General features: G+C 74.5%; 20 protein-coding genes and 1 pseudogene. 10 read left to right on the forward strand and 11 right to left on the reverse strand.

Annotation, left to right across the window (positions count from 1 at the left end):
* Positions 1-56: 56 nt before the first annotated feature.
* Together NLX85_RS32755 and NLX85_RS32760 are read left to right on the forward strand one after the other, a co-directional pair.
* The gene (locus NLX85_RS32755; RefSeq protein WP_254341737.1) at positions 57-1505 is read left to right on the forward strand and encodes a M20/M25/M40 family metallo-hydrolase; all 1449 of its coding nucleotides are present in this window, start codon (positions 57-59) and stop codon (positions 1503-1505) included.
* Positions 1506-1601: 96 nt separating this feature from the next.
* Entirely contained in the window at positions 1602-1760 is a 159-nt protein-coding gene (locus NLX85_RS32760; RefSeq protein ID WP_254341738.1) for a hypothetical protein, read from the forward strand.
* Between the two features lie 51 nt (positions 1761-1811).
* Here NLX85_RS32760 and NLX85_RS32765 read toward each other — a convergent pair whose 3' ends face one another.
* Positions 1812-2345 (reverse strand): GNAT family N-acetyltransferase, encoded by a 534-nt coding sequence (locus NLX85_RS32765; RefSeq protein ID WP_254341739.1) that lies wholly within the window; start codon positions 2343-2345, stop codon positions 1812-1814.
* Between the two features lie 382 nt (positions 2346-2727).
* Here NLX85_RS32765 and NLX85_RS32770 point away from each other — a divergent pair, with 382 nt between their 5' ends.
* From NLX85_RS32770 to NLX85_RS32780, 3 genes and pseudogenes are all read left to right on the forward strand, one after another.
* Positions 2728-3954, forward strand: coding sequence for an MFS transporter (locus tag NLX85_RS32770; RefSeq protein ID WP_254341740.1), 1227 nt, complete (start codon positions 2728-2730; stop codon positions 3952-3954).
* Between the two features lie 226 nt (positions 3955-4180).
* Positions 4181-5752 (forward strand): glycosyltransferase family 4 protein, encoded by a 1572-nt coding sequence (locus NLX85_RS32775; protein ID WP_254341762.1) that lies wholly within the window; start codon positions 4181-4183, stop codon positions 5750-5752.
* A pseudogene (locus tag NLX85_RS32780) lies at positions 5734-7260 on the forward strand (glycosyltransferase family 2 protein); the annotation flags it as partial. The gene NLX85_RS32775 and the pseudogene NLX85_RS32780, both read left to right, overlap by 19 nt.
* Before the next feature lie 12 nt (positions 7261-7272).
* Here the strand turns inward: NLX85_RS32780 and NLX85_RS32785 are convergent.
* Genes NLX85_RS32785 through NLX85_RS32800 form a run of 4 tightly spaced genes read right to left on the reverse strand, consistent with a single transcriptional unit; the run spans position 7273 to position 10015 of the window.
* Complete coding sequence (locus tag NLX85_RS32785; RefSeq protein ID WP_254341764.1) at positions 7273-7566, reverse strand: DUF6510 family protein; 294 nt, start codon at positions 7564-7566, stop codon at positions 7273-7275.
* 17 nt (positions 7567-7583) lie between these two features.
* Complete coding sequence (locus NLX85_RS32790; RefSeq protein ID WP_254341742.1) at positions 7584-8345, reverse strand: ferredoxin reductase; 762 nt, start codon at positions 8343-8345, stop codon at positions 7584-7586.
* Position 8346: 1 nt separating this feature from the next.
* Positions 8347-8937 (reverse strand): sulfite oxidase-like oxidoreductase, encoded by a 591-nt coding sequence (locus NLX85_RS32795; RefSeq protein ID WP_254341766.1) that lies wholly within the window; start codon positions 8935-8937, stop codon positions 8347-8349.
* 58 nt (positions 8938-8995) lie between these two features.
* Positions 8996-10015: a TerC family protein gene (locus NLX85_RS32800; RefSeq protein ID WP_254341743.1), complete on the reverse strand. Its 1020-nt coding sequence runs from the start codon at positions 10013-10015 to the stop codon at positions 8996-8998.
* A gap of 250 nt (positions 10016-10265) precedes the next feature.
* Between NLX85_RS32800 and NLX85_RS32805 the strand changes: the two genes are divergently transcribed.
* Positions 10266-11411 (forward strand): CaiB/BaiF CoA-transferase family protein, encoded by a 1146-nt coding sequence (locus NLX85_RS32805; RefSeq protein WP_254341744.1) that lies wholly within the window; start codon positions 10266-10268, stop codon positions 11409-11411.
* Between the two features lie 19 nt (positions 11412-11430).
* Here the strand turns inward: NLX85_RS32805 and NLX85_RS32810 are convergent, their stop codons facing one another.
* A complete protein-coding gene (locus NLX85_RS32810) occupies positions 11431-11835 on the reverse strand; it encodes a DUF2267 domain-containing protein (protein ID WP_091309153.1) in 405 nt (134 codons plus the stop codon).
* Between the two features lie 158 nt (positions 11836-11993).
* Here NLX85_RS32810 and NLX85_RS32815 point away from each other — a divergent pair, with 158 nt between their 5' ends.
* Positions 11994-12263: a DUF2795 domain-containing protein gene (locus NLX85_RS32815; protein ID WP_091309157.1), complete on the forward strand. Its 270-nt coding sequence runs from the start codon at positions 11994-11996 to the stop codon at positions 12261-12263.
* Between the two features lie 8 nt (positions 12264-12271).
* The gene (locus tag NLX85_RS32820; protein ID WP_254341745.1) at positions 12272-12934 is read left to right on the forward strand and encodes a DUF1345 domain-containing protein; all 663 of its coding nucleotides are present in this window, start codon (positions 12272-12274) and stop codon (positions 12932-12934) included.
* 214 nt (positions 12935-13148) lie between these two features.
* Here NLX85_RS32820 and NLX85_RS32825 read toward each other — a convergent pair whose 3' ends face one another.
* From NLX85_RS32825 to NLX85_RS32845, 5 genes are all read right to left on the reverse strand, one after another.
* Complete coding sequence (locus NLX85_RS32825) at positions 13149-13817, reverse strand: hypothetical protein (protein ID WP_254341746.1); 669 nt, start codon at positions 13815-13817, stop codon at positions 13149-13151.
* A 32-nt stretch (positions 13818-13849) separates the two neighbouring features.
* A complete protein-coding gene (locus NLX85_RS32830) occupies positions 13850-14821 on the reverse strand; it encodes a pirin family protein (RefSeq protein ID WP_254341747.1) in 972 nt (323 codons plus the stop codon).
* A 15-nt stretch (positions 14822-14836) separates the two neighbouring features.
* A complete protein-coding gene (locus NLX85_RS32835; RefSeq protein ID WP_254341748.1) occupies positions 14837-15265 on the reverse strand; it encodes a hypothetical protein in 429 nt (142 codons plus the stop codon).
* 136 nt (positions 15266-15401) lie between these two features.
* Positions 15402-15947 (reverse strand): hypothetical protein, encoded by a 546-nt coding sequence (locus NLX85_RS32840; RefSeq protein ID WP_254341749.1) that lies wholly within the window; start codon positions 15945-15947, stop codon positions 15402-15404.
* A 329-nt stretch (positions 15948-16276) separates the two neighbouring features.
* On the reverse strand, positions 16277-16585 hold the full coding sequence (locus NLX85_RS32845; protein ID WP_254341750.1) for a MazG nucleotide pyrophosphohydrolase domain-containing protein: 309 nt from the start codon (positions 16583-16585) through the stop codon (positions 16277-16279).
* Positions 16586-16676: 91 nt separating this feature from the next.
* Here NLX85_RS32845 and gdhA point away from each other — a divergent pair, with 91 nt between their 5' ends.
* Together gdhA and NLX85_RS32855 are read left to right on the forward strand one after the other, a co-directional pair.
* Entirely contained in the window at positions 16677-18014 is a 1338-nt protein-coding gene (gdhA, locus tag NLX85_RS32850) for an NADP-specific glutamate dehydrogenase (protein ID WP_254341752.1), read from the forward strand.
* Positions 18015-18179: 165 nt separating this feature from the next.
* A complete protein-coding gene (locus tag NLX85_RS32855; RefSeq protein WP_254341753.1) occupies positions 18180-19538 on the forward strand; it encodes a S9 family peptidase in 1359 nt (452 codons plus the stop codon).
* The last annotated feature ends 144 nt before the right edge of the window (positions 19539-19682 follow it).

The raw sequence follows: 19682 nt of genomic DNA on the forward strand, positions 1-19682 counted from the left end.
TGAATCCATCTCCGGCTATATGGACAACTCTCACCATCCGGGGCGAGGATGCCCTGATGGGAACCCACGAGACCGCCGGGGGTCGGCCCACGAGGCCCACCCGGCGCACCTTCCTCACCGCCTCCGCCGCGGCCACGGCCGCCACCGTGGCCGCCCCGCTGGCCGCCACCCCGGCCGCCGCCACCGACGCCGTCACGCCGCCCGGCCCCGGCCACCCGGTCCGGCCGCAGCCGCCGGACCGCGAGCTGGCCGCGCTGCTGCGCGAGATCGACCGGGACCGGATCGAGGCCACCGTCCGCCGGCTCGCCGCGTTCGGCACCCGGCACACCCTTTCCGACCAGAACGATCCGGTACGCGGCATCGGCGCCGCCCGCGACTGGATCCACGCCCAGCTCACCGGGTACGCCGCCGCCTCCGGCGGCCGGATGACCGTCGAGCTCCAGTCGTACGTGCAGCAGCCGGCCTCCCGGATCCCGACCGCCACCACCATCACCAACGTGGTGGCCACCCTGCGCGGCGACACCGCGCCGGACCGGGTCTACGTGATCACCGGCCACTACGACTCCCGCGCCACCGACGTGATGGACGCGGTCAGCGACGCCCCGGGCGCCGACGACGACTCATCCGGCGTGGCGGTGGTCATGGAACTGGCCCGGGTGCTGGCCACCCGGCGCAGCGAGGCGACCATCGTCCTCGCCGCCGTGGCCGGCGAGGAACAGGGGCTGTACGGCTCGGCGTACCTGGCCGGCCGGCTCAAGGCTGCCGGCGTGGACGTCCAGGGCATGTTCAGCAACGACATCGTCGGGAGCAGCACGGCCGACGACGGCACCCGTGACCCGCGCTCGGTCCGGCTCTTCGCCGAGGGTGTGCCGACGGCCGAGACGCCGGCCGAGGCGAGCGTGCGGCAGTCCGTCGGCGGGGAGAACGACTCGCCCTCGCGGCAGCTCGCCCGGTTCGTGTCCGACGTCGCGTGCAACGGCGCGACCGGGATGCGGGTCCGGGTGATCTACCGGCGGGACCGCTACCTGCGCGGCAGCGACCACATCTCGTTCCTGCGGGAGGGCTGGCCGGCCGGGCGGTTCACCGAGCCGAACGAGGACTTCGCCCACCAGCACCAGGACGTCCGGGTGGTCGACGGCGTCCAGTACGGCGACCTGCCGGAGTTCTGCGACTTCGACTACATCACCCGGGTGGCCCGGGTGAACGGCGCGACGCTGTGGTCCCTCGCCCAGGCGCCCGGCACCCCGAAGGGGGTCACCGTCGTCACCACGAACCTGACCAACGACACCACCCTGCGCTGGCAGCGCGGCACCGAGCCGGACCTCGCCGGCTACGAGGTGGTGTGGCGGGAGACCACCGCCCCCGAGTGGCAGAAGGTGCTGCCGGTAGGCGACGTCACCGAGGTGACCATCGACCTGTCCAAGGACAACGTGTTCTTCGGCGTGCGGGCGGTGGACCGGACGGGGCACCGCAGCCCGGTGGCCTTCCCGAAGCCGGGCAGCTGACCGCGCCCCCACCCGGACCGGGTGAGGATGCCTCACCCGGACGCGACGGAGGGTGGTGGGAGCGCGAGAGTCGATCACGACCGAGGGGAGCCCGGGATGAGTATCCTGCCGTCCGACCGACGTGAGGCCCACTACCGGCAGCAGAGCGGCCGCCCGCAGCTCACGCCCCGGCAGCGCCGGCGCTTCGAGCAGAAGGAGGCGAAGCGGCAACGGCTGACCGGCCAGCGCCCGCAGGATCGGGGGCCTGGCCGCTGAGGTCCGACGACGCCGGTGGCGGTCGCCCTTTCGGCGGCCGCCACCGCGCCGTCAGCGCAGCCCCGGCTCCGGCGCGGTGATGGCCCAGCGCTCGTGGTCCCGCCAGGCGCCGTCGATGAACAGGTAGTCCGGTGAGAAGCCCTCCAGCCGGAATCCGAGCCGCTGGGCCAGCCGCTTCGACGGCTCGTTGCCGGGCTGGATGTTCGCCTCCAGCCGGTGCAGGCCGAGCGCGGTGAACGCGTGCTCGATCACCAGCCGGACCCCGGCGGAGGCGTGGCCGGTGCCGGCGTACGGCAGGAACGCGGCGTAGCCGAGGTAGCCGCCGCGCAGCGCGCCCATGACGATGCCGCTGATGTTCGCGTACCCGGCGATCTCGCCGGTGGCCCGGTCGCAGAGCAGGTACCCGGAGCTGCCCCGCCCCCGGATCTTGCGCAGGTAGGTGGCGTACTGCCCGGCGTCGCTCGGCGCGGCGAGCCACGGGTGGTGCAGGTCGTGGCTGCGCCGGGCGGCGGCCACGAACTCCGCCTCGTCGTCGGGGCGGGGGCGGCGGATCGCGACGCGGCCGTCGCTGCGCAGGTACCTCACGGTGATCCACTCTCGGTCACCCGCCCGGCCGCTGTCCAACCGGGGTCGCGCCCCGCGCCGGGGTGCCCTAGCGTGGCCCCCGAGGACGGGAGGTCGATCATGAGGACTGCTCCACTCGGCACGGTGCTGGTTCCCGCTTCGCCGCTGGGCGTCCCGGTGTCCTGACCTGACCGGCGACGCCGCCACCCGGCGCCGCCCACCGGCCCCGACACCGCCACCCCCTCGCCGCGAAGCGATCCGATGATCCGCCCCGCGCGGGTCCCGACATCCCGGCGTGCCCGCACGCCACCACATCGCTTCCGAGGGAGTTCCTCGTGTTTCCGGACGACCCGTCCGGGCGCCGCGCCGCGCCCGGACCGCACATCCCTGCCCGGTGGCCGGCATGACGGCCACCCTTCCCGCCGGGCGACTCGGCCCCGACTTCCACCGGCTCTGGATCGCCTCGGCGGTCTCCAACCTCGGCGACGGCGTCACCCTGGTGGCCGCGCCGCTGCTCGTCGCCTCGCTCACCCCGGATCCGGCGGCGGTGGCCGCCGCGGCGCTCGCCCCGCAACTGCCGTGGCTGCTCCTGTCCCTCGTCAGCGGGGCGCTCGCGGACCGGCTCGACCGCCGCCGGCTGATCGTCGCGGTCAACCTCGGTCGGGCGCTGGTGCTGGCCGCGCTGGCCGGCGCGGTGCTCGCCGGGGCGGCCACCGTGCCACTGGTCTGCCTGGCCTTCTTCCTCACCGGGGTCGGCGAGACCCTGGCCGACACCGCCGCCGGGGCGCTCCTGCCGTCGGTGGTGCCCGCCGACCGCCTGGAGCAGGCCAACAGCCGGCTCTCCGCCACCTTCGTGATCGGCAACCAGTTCGTGGCCAAGCCTCTCGGGGCGTACCTCTTCGTGGGTGCGGCCGCGCTGCCGTTCGGCTTCGACGCGGCCACCTTCGGGACGGCCGCGCTGCTGCTGGCGCTGCTGCGCTGGCGACCCGTTCCGTCCGCGACGCCGCCGGCGCCCCCGGGCGCGCGCCGGTCGCTGCGGGCCGACATGGCCGAAGGGGTACGCACGCTCTGGGCCGTGCCGGTGCTGCGCACCCTGGCCGGGTGCATCGCCGTCATGAACGTGGCGTTCTGCGCCGCGTTCGCCGCGTTCGTGCTCTACGCCCGGCAGCGGCTCGGCCTCGCCGAGGTCGGGTACGGCCTGCTGCTGACCGCCTCGGCGGTCGGCGGGCTGGCCGGCAGCGCGCTGGCCACCCGGTTGCGGTCCCGCTTCCGCACCCCCACGCTGCTGCGGGCCGGGCTGCTGATCGAGGTCGGGCTTCAGGTCGTCCTGGCCGGGACCCGGCATCCGGTGGTCGCCGGCGCGGCGCTGGCCGTGTGGGGCGCACACGCCATGGTCTGGGGAGTGCTCGTGGTGTCACTGCGGCAGCGACTCGTGCCGGACCGGCTACGCGGCCGGGTGAACAGCGTCTACGCCCTGGCCGACCTGGGCGGAGCGGCGCTGGGCACCGTCGCGGGCGGCGTCCTGGCCCGGGCGACCGGGAGCCTCCTGGCGCCGTTCTGGCTGGCCGCCGTGACCCTGGCCGTGCTCACGGCGCTGGCCTGGCGCCGGCTGGGCGACACCGCCCGCTGATCCGTCCCCGCCGGTGGGGAGGCCGTCCGGTCTCCCCACCGGCGTCCCCCGTGTCGCGGGTCACCGCTCAACCGCCTCCTCTCGGTCACCTTGCCGTCACGTCGGCGTAGCCCCGACGACGGATGCCTCCACCAGCGTGGTGTCGCGCCGGGACGGCCGGCCGACCAGCGGAGGACCAGCAGTGGCACACGACGAGGCGACACCGGCGCCCCGCGGCCGGGTCGTCATGCTCGTCGACAACAAGGTCGAGGGCGACTCCCGGGTGCAGAAGATCGCCCGGTCCGCCGCCGAGGCCGGGTGGGACGTGACGCTGCTCGGCCGCTCGCCGGACGGCACGGAACGGAGCTGGCGGCTCGGGGCCGCCGAGGTGCGGCTGCTGCCCGTGCCGGAGCCGCTGCACCGGCGCCGGCACGAGTTCCGCCGCTCGTTGCGCTGGCCGCTGGCGTACCGGTCGGGCGGCATCGCCGAGCACCGCGCCCAGTGGGTTCGCGCCTGGCGTGCCGACCTGGCCGTCCGGTCCGGTCTCGTGACGCGACGTGCCGCGGCCGGTGAGCTGGCCGGCGGCCCGCTGCGCCGGGCCCGGCGCGCGCTGCGCCGGCGGGAGGTCGCCGCCCGGCTGCTGGACCGCTGGGTGTGGCTGCGCAGCAAGATGATGAACCGGGTCCGGTACGGCCGGCGGTTCCGCGGCCCGTGGGACCGGGCGTACACGCTGTTCTGGCAGCTCGCGCTGGGTGACCGGGCCTGGCGGCGGCTGGAGCCGGGGCTGTGGGACTACGAGCTGGCCTACGGCCCCGAGGTGGACCGGCTGCGCCCGGACCTGATCCACGCGCACGACTTCCGGATGCTCGGTGTCGGCGCCCGCGCCAAGATCCGGGCGGGCGGCCAGGGCCGCCGGGTCGCCCTGGTCTGGGACGCCCACGAGTTCCTGCCGGGGATCAAGCCGTGGCGGGACCACGCGCGCTGGCTGCCCGCCCACCGGGCCCACGAGCGGGAGTACGCCCCGTACGCCGACGCGGTGCTCACCGTCTCGGCGGACCTGGCCGAGCTGCTGCGCCGCGAGCACGGGCTCGCCGAGGCGCCGGGCGTGCTGCTCAACGCCCCCGCCGACGACCGCCGCCCGGCCGACGACGTGCCGCCGCCGGACCTGCGGGCCGAGTGCGGCATCGGCCCGGACGTGCCGCTGCTGGTCTACAGCGGCGCGGCGGCCCCGCAGCGCGGGCTGGACAGCCTGGTCGAGGCGCTGCCCCGGCTGCCCGGGGTGCACCTCGCGCTGGTCGTCAACCCGGCGCTGCGCTACGTCGAGCGCCTCGCCGACCGGGCCGCCCGGCTCGGCGCCGCCGACCGGCTGCACGTGCTGCCGTACGTGCCGCACTGGCAGGTGGTGCCGTTCCTGTCCGGCGCCGACGTCGGGGTGATCCCGATCCACCGCTGGCCCAACCACGAGATCGCCCTGATCACCAAGTTCTTCGAGTACGCGCACGCCCGGCTGCCCGTGGTGGTCAGCGACGTGCGCACCATGGCCGCCACCGTGCGGGAGACCGGCCAGGGCGAGGTCTTCCGCGCCGGCGACGTCGACGACCTGGTCCGCGCGGTGACCGCCGTGCTGGCCGACCCCGCCCGGCACCGCGCCGCGTACGACCGGCCGGGCCTGCTCGCCGGCTGGACCTGGTCGGCGCAGGCCGAGGTGCTGGAGGCGGTCTACCGGCGGCTGCTGCCCGACGCCCCGCCCCCGCCCCAGGCGGACCCGCCCGCCCCGCCGACTCCACGAGGAGCGCTCCGGTGCCCACCCCCGACGTGAGCGTCGTCATCCCGGTCTACAACACCCTCCCCTACCTGCGGGCCTGCCTGGACTCGCTGCTGCGCCAGACCATCGGCCGGCACCGTCTGGAGATCGTGGCGGTGGACGACGGCTCCACCGACGGCAGCGGCCGGCTGCTGGACCGGTTCGCCGCCCGCCACCCCGGCACCGTGAAGGTGGTCCACCAGGCCAACTCGGGCGGCCCGGCCGCCCCCTGCAACCGGGGCCTGGAGCTGGCCACCGGCCGGTACGTCTTCTTCCTCGGTTCCGACGACCACCTCGGCCCGGAGGCCCTGGAGCGGCTGGTCGCCGCCGCCGACCGGTACGGCTCGGACGTGGTGCTCGGCAAGGTGGTCGGGGTCAACGGCCGGCACGTCTTCTCCGACGTCTTCGCCGCCGGCAACGTGGTCGACGTGAGCCTGTTCGACTCGGCGCTGCCCTGGTCGCTGGCGAACACCAAGCTGTTCCGTCGGGACCTCGTGGACCGGCTCGGGCTGCGCTTCCCCGAGGACATGCCGGTGCTCAGCGACCAGCCGTTCACCCTGGCCGCCTGCTACCACGCCCGGCGGATCTCGGTGCTCGCCGACTACGACTACTACCACGCGGTGCGCCGCCTGGACGCCCGCAACATCACCTACCACAGCCGGGTCGACAAGCGCCTGGTCAGCGTGGAGCGGCTGTTCGCGTTCGTGGCCGGGCTCATCCCGGCCGGCCCGCGCCGGGACGCGGTGCTGCGCCGGCACGTCGGGCTGGAGCTGGCCAACCTGGTCGGCGACGACTTCCGCCGGCTGGACCGCGCCGCGCAGGAGCGGGTGCACGCGGCGGTACGCCGGCTCGTCGAGCGGTACGTGACCGACGGGCTCCGCGACCGGCTCGACATCGAGGCCCGGCTGCGGCTCGGCGCGGTGACCGCCGGGGGCGTCGACGAACTGCTGGCCGTCATCGACCAGGACGCCGAGCGGGGTGTCCCGGCCACGGTGGTCGCGCACGGCCGTTGGCACGCCGGCTACCCGGGGGCGCCGGCCGCCTGGACCGACGTCACCGAGGTACGCGCCGACTGGCTGGCCCGCCTGGACACCGTGACGGTGAGCTGGGCGGACGCGCACACCCTCGCGGTGACCACGCGCAGCCCGTACCCCCGGTTCGCGGCGGAGGCGGGGCCGGTCCGGCTGGTGGCCGGCCCGCTCGACGGCACCACCCTGCTGGACGCCACCGACCCGACCGGCCGGACCGTGCGGACCGACTTCCCGGTCGACCGGCTCCTCGCCGGCAGCGCGGCCAGCGGCCAGCGGCACCCGGTCCGGGCCGAGCTCGACGGCGACCACGGCCGGGGCAGCGCCCCGGTCCGGGCGCCCCGGCTCGCCGCCGGCCGCCCCCGGGTGGTGCGCCGCGGCGCCCGCCTGTACGGGGTGGCCGCGACCGTCGACCCGCGCAACGGCCAGCTCGTCCTGTCGGTGGTGCCGGTGACCGTCGGGCAGCTCGTCAGCCGGCTGCGCCGCCGGTGGCCGAGGGTGGCCGCGTCAGAGCGGGCGGGGGTGGGGCTGGTCGAGGGGCAGGGGGATCTGAAGGAAGGTGGTGCCACGCAGGTCCAGCCAGGCGCGCTCGGGGGCGCGCACCAGGCGCACCATCACCCCGGTGCAGGCCGGGCAGCGCCCGATGAGCCCGGGGGCGTGCGAGTAGACGTGCAGCCCGGCCACCGGGCCGGTCGTGCCGCAGTGGTCGCAGCGGCCCATGGCGGAACTCAGGTCGACCGCGAAGAGCTCGCGCATCGGCCCGTCGAGCATGTTGCCGTCCAGATAGGACATGTCGGTCATGCGCTCTCCTCGGGTGGTCAGCCGGTCGGGCCGAACCGTTCGGTCTTCACCCGCCGGGTCGGGTGGCCCAGACCCACCAGCAGGTCCGCCACGGTCTCCACGAAGCCGGTGGGGCCGCAGACGTAGCAGAGCGGCTCCAGGTCGGGCGGCCAGCCGTGGCTGTTCACGTCGGCCAGGCCGATCCGGTGCGGCTCGCCCCGCCAGCCCTCCGGCGCCGACCGGGTGTAGACGTACGCCACGTCGAGGCCCTGGTCGTCGCGGGCGCGGCGGCGCAACTCGTCGGCGTAGATGACGTCCTCGGGGGTGCGCACCGAGTAGATGAGGCGGAACGGGGCCCGGCTGCCCGCGGCGCGCCGGGCCCGGACCATGGCCATGAGCGGCACCACACCGGAGCCGCCGCCCACCAGCAGCACGGGCGCGGTCTCGTCGGCACGCCAGACGAACCAGCCGCCGACCGGCCCGCGCACCTCCACGGGGTCGCCCTCGGCGTAGGTGTCGGTGAGGTACGGCGACACCTCCCCGTCGGGCACCCGCTGCACGGTGACCGCGATCCGCTCCCCCTCGGCCGGCCCGGCGAGGGAGTACGAGCGGGCCGCCTGGTAGCCGTCGGGGGCGGTGAGCCGGATGTCGACGTGCTGCCCGGGTTCGTGCCCCGGCCAGCCGGGCACGTCCAGCACGAGCGTCTGCGCGGTCGGCGTCTCGACCCGCCGCTCCACCAGCCGGGCCACCCGCCAGGTCAGCGGCGCGACCACCCGGCCGCCGGTCGTCGGAGCGGCCACCTCAGTCGCCCTGGTAGCGCTGCTCGCGCCACGGGTCGCCGTAGTCGTGGTAGCCGGCGGTCTCCCAGAAGCCCGGCTTGTCGTCGGTGAGCAGCCGGATGCCGCGGACCCACTTCGCGGACTTCCAGAAGTAGAGGTGCGGGACGAGCAGCCGGGCCGGCCCGCCGTGCTCGGCCGGCAGCGGGCCACCGGAGTAGGTGTGCGCCACCCAGGCCCGGCCGCCGCGCAGGTCGTCCAGGGGCAGGTTGGTGGTGTACCCGCCGTAGGAGTGGACCAGGGCGTACCGGGCGGTGGTGTCGATGCCGTCGAGCAGGGTGTCCAGCGAGACGCCCTGCCAGTCGGTGCCCAGTTTGGACCAGCGGGTGACGCAGTGGATGTCCACGTGCGGCGTCTCCTGCGGCAGGCCCATCAGCTCGTCCCAGGACCACCGGTACTCGGCGCCACCCTCGTCGGTGACCACGAACTCCCAGGTGTCCAGCGGCACCCGGGGGGTCGGACCGGCGGAGAGGACCGGGAAGTCCTGGGTGAGGTACTGCCCCGGCGGCAGGGCCGGTTCGGCCGTACGGGGCCGGCCCTGGAAGCCTGGCGACACGATTCCCACCCGTCAGTCGTACCACCTGGGGTGGGTCGGGGCGAGGGGTTCGGCCGGGTCACTGCCGCTCGGAGACGACCTGCCGCTCGCCGGGGGCGCGGTCGCGGGTGGCGCGCAGGCTGGTCAGGGTGACGATCACCAGGACGCCGATGATGACGCCGAGCGAGGCGAGAGTGGGGATCTGCGGCACGCCCGGCCAGATGCCGTGCGCCCAGTGCAGGCCCAGCTTGAGGCCGATGAAGGCGAGGATGGCGGCCAGGCCGTAGCTGAGGTGCACGAGGCGGCTCAGCGCGGCGTGCAGCACGAAGTAGAGCGCCCGCAGGCCCAGCAGGGCGAAGGCGTTGGTGGCGAAGACCAGGTAGGGGTCCTCGGTGATGCCGTAGACGGCGGGCACCGAGTCGACGGCGAAGACCACGTCGGTGGCGAGCACCGTGACCACCACGAGGGCGAACGGGGTGAGCGCCCGGCGGCCGTTCTGCTGGATGGTCATCTTCGGGCCGTGGTACTCGTCGACCACCGGCATGACCTTGCGGAGCAGCCGCACCGACCGCATCTTGTCGATGTCGACCTCCTGCTCGTGGCCGGTGACGGCGTCGCGCAGCAGCTTGACCGCGGTGGCGATCAGGATGAGCGCGAAGAGCAGGAAGGCGAAGTCGAGGGTCTTCAGGGCGGCGGCGCCCAGGGCGATGAAGATCGCGCGCAGCACCAGCGCGCCGGCGATGCCGTAGAGCAGCACCCGCTGCGCCAGCACGGCGGGCACCGCGAACGCGGCCAGCAGCAGCATGAAGACGAAGAGGTTGTCGACCGAGAGCGACTTCTCGACCAGGTAGCCGGTGAGATACTGGACGCCCTGCTCGGAGCCGTAGCGGCCCCACACCCAGGCGCCGAAGGCCAGCGGCAGGGCGATGTAGAAGGCCGACCAGCCCAGCGCCTCCTTGAGGGAGACCTCGTGCGGCTTCCGGGTGACCAGGAAGTCCAGCACCAGCAGCGCGAGCACGCCGGCGATGGTCACCGCCCACAGGGTGGGGGTGCCGACCGACGACAACTCGGCGGCGGACAGGTATGACAACTCGGTCATGGAGCCTCCTCGAACACGGTGCCATGTCCGAGGTCTCCTTCACCCACCGATCGTGGGCAACCACCCGAGGCGAGCCCGGGGCCCGCCGTACTGACCGGAATGGTTCGTGGGAAGTACTCCCCTCGCGGCCTCAAGGTTAGGGCAACCTCAACCCGCACGCCAAGTTTCGACGCGGATGATTGCCCTGGTCAACCGCTGTGCGGGACGGTGGGGCGTGGTGCCCGGGCAGCCGGGGCCCTATGGTGACGCGATGGACAACGGGCCGCTGACCGGCGTACGGGTGATCGAGCTGGCCGGCATCGGGCCCGGGCCGTTCGCCGCCATGATGCTGGCCGACCTCGGCGCGGACGTGGTGCGGGTGGACCGGATCGGCGGCGGCGGCTTCGGCGACCTCCCGGGCGACCTGCTGAACCGCAACCGCCGCTCGCTCGCCGTCGACCTCAAGACGCCCGAGGGGCGCGACGTGGTGCTGGCACTGGTCGCCGGGGCCGACGCGCTGATCGAGGGCTTCCGGCCCGGGGTCACCGAGCGGCTCGGCCTCGGCCCGGACGACTGCCACGCCACGAACCCCCGACTGGTGTACGGGCGGATGACCGGCTGGGGGCAGGACGGCCCCCTCGCCCACACCGCCGGCCACGACATCGACTACCTGGCGCTGACCGGCGCACTGCACGGCGTGGGCCGGGCCGGCGAGCGCCCGGTGCCGCCGATGAACCTGCTCGGCGACTTCGGCGGCGGCGGGATGATGCTGGCCCTCGGCATCGTCGCGGCGCTGTACGCGGTCCGCGCCGGCGCCCCCGGCCAGGTGGTCGACGCGGCCATCGTGGACGGCGTGTCGGTGCTGGCCACCCAGATCCACGCGCTGCGCCGCGTCGGGATGTGGCAGGACCCGCGCGGGGTGAACCTGCTCGACGGCGGCGCGCCGTTCTACGACACGTACGAGTGCGCCGACGGGCGGCACCTCGCGGTCGGCGCGCTGGAGCCGCGGTTCTACGACGAGCTGGTCCGGCTCACCGGCTTCCCGCTCGACGGCGACGAGGCCCCGGACCGGCACGACCCGGCGAACTGGCCGGCGCTGCGGGCGGCCTGGGCCCGGCTGTTCCGCACGCGCACCCGGGACGAGTGGGCCGCGCTGCTGGCCGGCTCGGACGCCTGCGTGGCGCCCGTGCTGGACTGGGCCGAGGCCCCGGAGCACCCGCACCTGGCCGCCCGGAAGGTCTTCGTCGCGCCCGACGGGGTTCCCCAGCCGGCCCCCGCGCCGCGCTTCTCGGGCACCCCCACCTCGGTCCGCCGGCCGCCGCCGCGGCCCGGTGAGCACACCGACGAGGTGCTGGCCGAGGCCGGCCTCGACCCGGCCCGGATCGCCGCCCTGCGCGCCGCCGGCACGGTCGCCTGACCGGGGCCGGCGCGGCGGGTCAGCGGCGGGCCGCGGCGGGCGCCAGGGCGGGCTCCACCATGTCCCGGAAGTCGCGGGGCAGCTGGACCACCACGTCCTGGAACTCCCCGCCGGTGATCGCCTCGCGCAGCGTGCAGAACACGGCCCGCACCCCGCCCCGGGCGGTGTCCTCGTCGACGCCGGCGCGCACGGACACCCGGGCGACGAACTCGGCCGCCCCGAAGCGGTCCGCCGCCTCCTGACGGGGGTCCGGCTTGAGCAGCCCCTGGAGGGGCTTCGGCATCTGGGCGGCCAGGTCCAGCACCTCACCACCGGTCAACCGGTCGGTGAGGGTCGCCAGCGTGGCCCGCGTCAACTCCGCCGCGCACTCCTGGGACGTCCCGGTACGCCGCGCCACCCGGCCGACGAAGGTGAGGTAGTGCATGGGTGGTACCTCCTTCGGTGGTCAGCACCGCGCGGCTACCCGCCACGGCGGCCCGGAAACCGCCGCCGGATTTTCCGCCGGTCCCGGGCGTGACCCGCGGCCCGGCGGGTATCCGCCGCCGGTCGTGACCGCAACTACAGGCGCGAGGAGCCCGACCCATGGCGAGTTACACGGACGTCCTTGAGTACCTGTCGGCGCTGGACTACCCGGCCGGCAAGGACGACGTCATCCGGGAGGCCGAACGGGAGGGCGCGCCGCCGGAGGTGTTGCGGGCGCTGCGGGCGCTGCCGCCGGTGGACTATGCCAACGGCACCGAGGTGGCCCGGTCGGCCGGCATCGACGCCGCGCCCGAGGTGAGCCGCTCGCAGCGCGCGGCACAGGCCCGGGACCGGCACCCGCGGGTCTCGCAGCACCTGCGCGGCATCTGACCCGACCGGTGCCGCGCCGGACGGCCGCCCCGGTCCACGGGCACGTGCCGGCGGCGGTCCAGCTCGTCGTGATGGCGCTGGTCGGCGCCGTCGCCGGTGGCGCCGCCGCCGTCATGCTCGCGCCGACGCTCGCCCCGCTGGTCGGGTGGGACGGCGCCGCGCTGAGCTGGCTGGTCCTGCAGTGGGGACGGCTGTCCCGGCTGGACGCCGCCCGGACGGCGCGGCTGGCGAAGCTGGAGGACCCCAACCGGGCCACGCGCGACGCCCTGCTGCTGGCGGCCTGCCTGGCCAGCCTGGTCGCGGTCGGGCTGGTGCTGACCACGGCGCACACCATCCCGCCCGGACTGCCCCGGGACCTCTACGGGGGGCTCGGTGTGCTCAGCGTCGTGGTCGCGTGGTTCGTGGTGCACACCGTCTTCACCACCCGGTACGCCCGGCTGTACTACAGCGGCGAGCCGGGCGGGATCGACTTCCACCAGGCGGAGCCGCCCTGCTTCTCCGACTTCGCGTACGTCGGCTTCACGGTCGGCGCGACCTTCCAGGTCTCCGACACGGACCTGTGCAGCTCGGAGATGCGGCGCACGGCGCTGCGGCACCTGCTGCTGTCGTACCTGTTCGGCGCGGTCATCATCGCCGCCACGGTGAACCTGCTCGCCAGCCTCGCCCAGTGAACCGCCGGCGACAGGCGGGCGCCCCGGGTCACGAACCGCGACCTGGGGCGCCACGCAGCACCTGTCCCCGCCGGTCCGCGCCCGAACCGGGTCGCGACCGACAGGCGGTGGATGTTCGCCCGAACCGGGCGGGCATCGCTGCCACGATCATCATACGACAGGACATCAGCCGAACGGGTGAGTATCGCGGGATTGTGGCGACCGGCACGTTCGGTCAGACGCTCAACTCCGCGTACCGCTTCTCCAGATCCACCCGGGCCAGCGCCCCGACCAGCCAGGCCAGCCGCTCCGATTCGCCGCTGCCGGCCAGCCCGGCCAGGTCGTCGGCGGAACGGCCCAGGCCCAGCCGGCGGGCCGCCGCGAGGGCCCGGCGGTCGGCCACCGGCGCCACCTCCCGCCACACCGCCTGTGCCTCGCGCAGGAACAGGTCGGCCACCTCGTCGTCCACCCCGGGCAGCGCGGTCAGCAGCCGCCGCTCCCGGGCCGGATCCTGGTGCGCCTCCGTGCGGAGCCGCCGCAGGTCGCCCCGGTACGCGTCGACCACCTTGCGGGCAAGGTCGCCGAGGGTGGCGGCGAGGGTGTCCACGTCGCCGCGCTGCCCGGCCGCGCGCAGCACGCGCACCCGGTCGGCGTGCAACGAGCGGGCCAGCCGGGCGGCGCTGTCCCAGCCGGCGTCCCGCAACCCCGTCGCGGCGTCGACCGCCTTGTGGAAGTCACCCCGCCGGGCCAGCAGAACGGACAGGTAGAGCACCTGGAACAGTTGGGACGGGTTGTTCGTGACCCGGAACCCGTACCGTTCGGCGAACCCGCGGCCGTCCCCGGCGAGCCGGCGGACCAGCCGCTTCTTGTCCTCGACACTGGAAATCGCACTGGTGGTGGGCATGCCCGCCGTCTACCCGGGGTGGGGCGGGGCATTCAGCCCAGCGTGCCGCCGCGCCGGTCCCGCGCCTTGAGGCGGGTGGTGGGCAGCGCCGGCGCGGGCAGCGGAGGCGCCGCGTCGTCGGCGACCGTGCCGAACCGCCGGCCCGCCATCCAGTCCTCGCGGGCGGCCGCCACCTCCTCGTGCGACCGGCCCACGAAGTTCCACCACATGACGAGCGGCTCCTCGAACGGGGTGCCGCCGAGCAGCAGCAGCCGGCTGCCCGGGGCGCCGCGCAGGGTCAGCGACTCCCGCCCGGCGCCCAGATAGAGCAGCGCGCCGGGGTCGACGGCCACCCCGTCCACCTCGGCGGAGCCCGACATGGCGAGCAGCCCGTACTCGAAGTCACGGCGCAGCGGCAGCGTGGCCGGCGCCGGGCCGTCGACCTCGAGCTGCGCGCCGACCAGCGGGGTGTGCACCACGGCCGGGGAGCGTTCCCCGGCCATCTCGCCGACGAGCAGGGTGCCGGTGAGGTCGCCGTCGCGCCACCGGGGCAGCTCCGCGTGGTGGGCGAAGTCGGCCGCGCCGGCCCGGGCCGGGTCCGGCAGCGCCACCCAGAGCTGCACGCCGTGCATGACGGGCGGGTGCACCAGGGGCGAGCGTTCCGAGTGGGCGATGCCGTGCCCCGAGGTCATCACGTTGAGCTGGCCGGGGCGGATCGGCTGGACGTTGCCCAGGCTGTCCCGGTGCAGGATCTCGCCGTCGAGCAGCCAGGTGACCGTCTGCAACCCGGTGTGCGGGTGCGGCGGCACCTCCATGCCGGGCCGCTGGGCCACGTCGTCCGGTCCGAAGTGGTCGACGAAGCACCAGGCCCCGACCAGCCGCCGCTGCCGCTGCGGCAGCAGCCGGCGCACGGTGGTGTAGCGCCCCAACGGCACGTCGTGCCCGGGCAGCAGCACGCTGCCCGGGTCGGTGGAGCCCACGCCTGGTGGGAGGGTCTGCGCCGGCAGGGATTCGGTACGGTCCACCGCCCGACTGTACGCTCAGCCGGCCGCGACGCTCACCGTGTTCGCCCCGGCCGCCAGGTCGAGGTAGAGCCGGTCCCGCGACCGGTCCCAGCCCGGCGAGCTGACCAGTTGCCCGGCGGCCACGCCCAGGTCCGCGGCGCGCAGGGTGAAACTGGTCAGGCCGTCGGCCAGCTCGAAGTCCGCGCTTCGCCGGTCGCCGCGCGGGGCGGTGAGGGTCTCCTCGGCGGCGACCTCGGCGGCGCCCACGCCGCCCGGCCGGTGGCCCTCGGTCACGGTGGGCGCCCGGCCGGAGAAGGCGACCCCGAGCCGGGCCGGATGGGACAGGGTCGCCACCACGGCGACCACGCCGAGCGCCACCACCAGCACGGCGGCGGCGACCAGCAGGCGGGCGGCCCCGGACCAGCCCGACGCGGTGTGGTCAGGGTCGTCCTCCGGTGCCGCCATGTTCCTGTCCCCTCTTCCCGGTCCCCGCTGGCTGATACGTCTCCGTTCCGGGTTCAGTTCATTCGCCTCTCCCCTGGAGACGCCGCTGGCCGGCACCCCGTGGTTCGGGGTGCCGGCCAGCGTTCGTTTGTGTGGGTCAGCTGTTCCAGTTGTGGGCGACGATGTCGGCGGCCTGCTGCTCCCACTGCGCGTACGCATCCGGGTAGGCCGAGACCTGCACGGTCTGGGCGGCCTCGGTCAGCGGCATGTCCTGCCAGCCGTCAACCTGCTTCAGACCCTTCAGGAACGCCAGGGTCGAGTACTCGGGGTCGGTGATCTGCTCCGGCGTACCCCAACCCGAGGACGGGCGCTGCTGGAACAGACCCAGCGAGTCATGGTCATTCTTGTCGCCGAGGTGGCCCAGGTTCTCCAGCTTCGACTCCTGCAGGCTGGTGGCGATCGAGATGACCGCGGCCCGCTCGGGCAGTCCGGCCTTCTTGGTGGCGGCGATGATCGCCTTGGCGTTGGCGGTCTGCTCGTCGTTCAGGTCGATCTTCGACTGCGCGCCCTGCACGCTCACCGCGACCGGCTTGCTGCCCTGGACCGGCTCCGCGGCGTGGGCGGCGACCGGACCGGCGAAGGCACCGCCGGTGAAGGCCAGACCAGCAATACCGAGCACGCTCTTACGCAGCATCGTGTTCATGAGGGAAAGCTCCATTCGGGGGTTGGCGCACCACGCCGATGGGGGTCGGCCGTGCGCAAGCACCGTCAGGGCGCTCAAAAAGGGGAAAGTCTTGGGGGATCATCCGGCGTGCGGGGCGGGGCCTCTTCGTCGCGCCGGGACCATGTACAACGACCGGCGGCCCACCATCATTCCGGGCCCGGCCACCCCGCCTGGCGGGGCGCCTTCCTCGGTCGTTCACGGGGATACAACGACCCGGGGCCTCCCGCCATTCCGTGAACAGAGTGCCGCCGGTCACCCGGAAACGGACACGCCGCGCATTCAGGCCCGGACCGGGACCGGACGGGTGGTCAGGCGAGGCGGGTGCGGGCCTTCTCGGCGCAGGCCGACACCACGGTCCGGGCGTCCAGGCCGAGGCTCTCGATCGCCACCAGGGCGGTGAACGCGACGTCCGCCAGTTCGGCGGCCACGTCCTCGCGGCTGTGCGTGACGCCCTTGCGGGGGTTCTGGCCGAGCACCCCGATCCAGGCGGCGGCCGCCTCCCCCGCCTCCTCGGTGAGCTTGAGCAGGCGGACGGTCAGCTCGGCGTCCCCGGTGCCGTTGGCCGCGTCCAGCCAGGCGCGGGCGTCCCGGGCCGTCTCCCAGATCAACTCGTCCATCCGACAAGTGAACCGGACGGCGGTGACGATCCGTACCCGGGGGCGGTGCGGCGACGAGGCCGGTACCGGGACCGGAAGGGGCGTGTCCGTGATGCCGGAGACCGTCGAGACGGTGTTCGCGAACGTGGTCAGGCGGAACCCGGGTGAGCCCGAGTTCCACCAGGCGGTCCGGGAGGTGCTGGAGAGCATCGGGCCGGCCCTGGCCCGCCACCCCGAGTACGCGCACGCCTGCGTCATCGAGCGGATCTGCGAGCCGGAGCGGCAGGTCATCTTCCGGGTGCCGTGGGAGGACGACCACGGCCGGGTCCGGGTCAACCGCGGCTTCCGGGTGGAGTTCAACAGCGCGCTGGGCCCGTTCAAGGGCGGGCTGCGCTTCCACCCGTCGGTCTACCTGGGGATCGTGAAGTTCCTCGGCTTCGAGCAGATCTTCAAGAACGCGCTGACCGGCCTGCCGATCGGTGGCGGGAAGGGTGGCGCGGACTTCGAGCCGAAGGGCCGGTCGGACCGGGAGGTGATGCGGTTCTGCCAGAGCTTCATGACCGAGCTGTACCGGCACATCGGCGCGCAGACCGACGTGCCGGCCGGGGACATCGGGGTGGGCGGCCGGGAGATCGGCTACCTGTTCGGCCAGTACAAGCGGATCACCAACCGGTACGAGTCGGGTGTGCTCACCGGCAAGGGGCTGGCGTACGGGGGCGCGCAGGTGCGGCGGGAGGCGACCGGCTACGGGGCGGTGTTCTTCGCCGAGGAGATGCTGAAGCAGATTGGTGACGGCCTGGACGGCAAGCGGGTGGTGGTCTCCGGCTCCGGCAACGTGGCCATCTACGCGATCGAGAAGGTGCACCAGCTCGGCGGCACGGTCGTGGCCTGCTCCGACTCGGACGGGTACGTGCTCGACGAGAAGGGCATCGACCTGGCCCTGCTGCGCGAGCTGAAGGAGGAGCGCCGGGCCCGTCTCGACGACTACGTCCGGCACGTGCCGCACGCCGTGGCGGTCTCCGGTCGTACCGTGTGGGAGGTGCCGTGCGATCTGGCGCTGCCCTGCGCCACGCAGAACGAGATCGGCGGCGCGGAGGCCGCGGCGCTGGTGGCCGGCGGTTGCGTCGCGGTGGTCGAGGGGGCGAACATGCCCACCACCCCGGAGGCGGTGCGGATCCTGGGCCGGGCCGGGGTGCGGTTCGCTCCCGGCAAGGCGGCCAACGCCGGCGGGGTGGCGGTGAGCGCGCTGGAGATGCAGCAGAACGCCAGCCGCGACTCGTGGACGTTCGCCCAGTCGGAGCAGCGGCTGCGCGAGACGATGCGGGACATCCACGCCCGCTGCTGGGCCACCGCCGAGGAGTACGGCCTGCCCGGCGACTATGTGGCCGGGGCGAACATCAACGGGTTCCGGCGGGTCGCGGAGGCGATGCTGGCGCACGGGCTGGTGTGAGCGGCCACTGTGGGCGGGCCGGACGGACCTGGCTGACCGTTCGGTCAGTCAACGATTGACAGGTGTCGAGGCCGCGCTTAGGTTCAGGTCGCTACCGGCCGGTAGGCCTCCGTCCCGCCTGGCCGCCCCCGTCCCGGGGCGGCACCCGTCCCCGGGGGAGCACCGATGCTGACCTCGTCCACCCGCCTCCTGCGCCGGCTGCTCGCCGCCGGCGCGGCCCTCACCCTCACGGTCGGCCTCGGCGGCGCCGCGCCCGCCCTCGCTGCCGACGACGGCAGCCAGCCGCTGCCCGGCTACACCATCAGCAACCCGCCGCTCGCGCCGCTGGTCGTCGACGGCGCCACCACCACCGTCCGGCAGGGCGTGCACGAGCACGCCGGCTACGTGATCGAGACCCCCGCCCGGTGGAACGGCGACCTCGTGATGTGGGCGCACGGCTACCGCGGCCAGGGCACCGTGCTCTCCCCCGAGCCGCCCGGCTACGACCTGCGGCAGCGGCTGCTGGCGCAGGGGTACGCCTGGGCGTCGTCCTCGTACGACCGCAACGGCTACGACATCCGCTCCGGCGTGCTCGGCACCCGGGCGCTTGCCGACTTCTTCGCCGACACGGTGAAGCGGCCGAAGCGGGTGTACATCGCGGGCGTCTCCATGGGCGGGCACATCATCGGCCGCTCGCTGGAGCAGTACCCCGGCTACTACGACGGCGCGCTGCCGATGTGCGGGGTGCTCGGCGACCACGAGCTGTTCGACTTCTTCCTCGACTACAACCTGGTCGCGCAGGCCCTCGCCGGGGTGCCGGCGTACCCGACGCCCGACGACTACCTGACCAACGCCGTCCCGCGGATCCAGGTAGCGCTCGGGCTGGCCGGGCTGAAGCCGGGCGGCCCGGACACCACGAACGACCTCGGCAAGCAACTGCGGGCCATCACCGTCGAGCGGTCCGGCGGCCCGCGGCCCGGCGCCGACGCCGCCTTCGCGGTCTGGAAGGACTTCCTGTTCAGCATCACCACGACCGACGGTGGCGACTCCCCCGCCCAGCGGCCCGGCCAGCTCGCCACGAACCTGCTGACCCGCTACTCGCCGAACAGCCCGGTGAACGTCAACGCCACGGTGCAGCGGGTCGCCCCGGAGAACCTGCGGCAGCGGCTGTCCCCGACCCTGACCGAGGTGCCGCGGATCAGCGGCCGGCCGACCGTGCCGGTGCTCAGCCTGCACGACCTCGGCGACCTCTTCGTGCCGTTCAGCATGGAGCAGGCGTACGCCCGCGACACGGCGTGGCACGGCCGCAGCCGGCTGGTCGTGCAGCGGGCGGTCCGGGCCGCGCAGCACTGCGAGTTCAGCCCGGCCGAGGCCGGCGCGGCCTGGGACGACCTGGTTTCCTGGGTACGCACCGGCCACCGCCCGGCCGGTGACGCGGTGACCGACCGCAAGGCGGTGGCGGCGCCGGACTTCGGCTGCCGGTTCAGCGACCCGGCCGCCTGGGCCGCCGGCTCGGGGACGCGTCGCCTGTACCCGCCCTGCTGACCGCTCCGTGAAACGCCGCTGGCCGGCACCCCAGGTTCGGGGTGCCGGCCAGCGTTCGTTTGTGTGGGTCAGCTGTTCCAGTTGTGGGCGACGATGTCGGCGGCCTGCTGCTCCCACTGCGCGTACGCATCCGGGTAGGCCGAG

This window comes from Micromonospora sp. A3M-1-15 (assembly GCF_024213425.1).
Classification (GTDB): domain Bacteria; phylum Actinomycetota; class Actinomycetes; order Mycobacteriales; family Micromonosporaceae; genus Micromonospora; species Micromonospora chersina.

Coding starts and splice junctions, on each gene's coding strand:
- NLX85_RS32845 (WP_254341750.1), bottom strand. CDS start 16,585: ATGGACGAGTTGATCTGGGAGACGGCCCGGGACGCCCGCGCCTGGCTG.
- NLX85_RS32760 (WP_254341738.1), top strand. CDS start 1,602: ATGAGTATCCTGCCGTCCGACCGACGTGAGGCCCACTACCGGCAGCAG.
- NLX85_RS32840 (WP_254341749.1), bottom strand. CDS start 15,947: ATGAACACGATGCTGCGTAAGAGCGTGCTCGGTATTGCTGGTCTGGCC.
- NLX85_RS32775 (WP_254341762.1), top strand. CDS start 4,181: ATGCTCGTCGACAACAAGGTCGAGGGCGACTCCCGGGTGCAGAAGATC.
- NLX85_RS32800 (WP_254341743.1), bottom strand. CDS start 10,015: ATGACCGAGTTGTCATACCTGTCCGCCGCCGAGTTGTCGTCGGTCGGC.
- gdhA (WP_254341752.1), top strand. CDS start 16,677: ATGCCGGAGACCGTCGAGACGGTGTTCGCGAACGTGGTCAGGCGGAAC.
- NLX85_RS32755 (WP_254341737.1), top strand. CDS start 57: ATGGGAACCCACGAGACCGCCGGGGGTCGGCCCACGAGGCCCACCCGG.
- NLX85_RS32835 (WP_254341748.1), bottom strand. CDS start 15,265: ATGGCGGCACCGGAGGACGACCCTGACCACACCGCGTCGGGCTGGTCC.
- NLX85_RS32815 (WP_091309157.1), top strand. CDS start 11,994: ATGGCGAGTTACACGGACGTCCTTGAGTACCTGTCGGCGCTGGACTAC.
- NLX85_RS32855 (WP_254341753.1), top strand. CDS start 18,180: ATGCTGACCTCGTCCACCCGCCTCCTGCGCCGGCTGCTCGCCGCCGGC.
- NLX85_RS32770 (WP_254341740.1), top strand. CDS start 2,728: ATGACGGCCACCCTTCCCGCCGGGCGACTCGGCCCCGACTTCCACCGG.
- NLX85_RS32825 (WP_254341746.1), bottom strand. CDS start 13,817: ATGCCCACCACCAGTGCGATTTCCAGTGTCGAGGACAAGAAGCGGCTG.
- NLX85_RS32805 (WP_254341744.1), top strand. CDS start 10,266: ATGGACAACGGGCCGCTGACCGGCGTACGGGTGATCGAGCTGGCCGGC.
- NLX85_RS32810 (WP_091309153.1), bottom strand. CDS start 11,835: ATGCACTACCTCACCTTCGTCGGCCGGGTGGCGCGGCGTACCGGGACG.
- NLX85_RS32785 (WP_254341764.1), bottom strand. CDS start 7,566: ATGACCGACATGTCCTATCTGGACGGCAACATGCTCGACGGGCCGATG.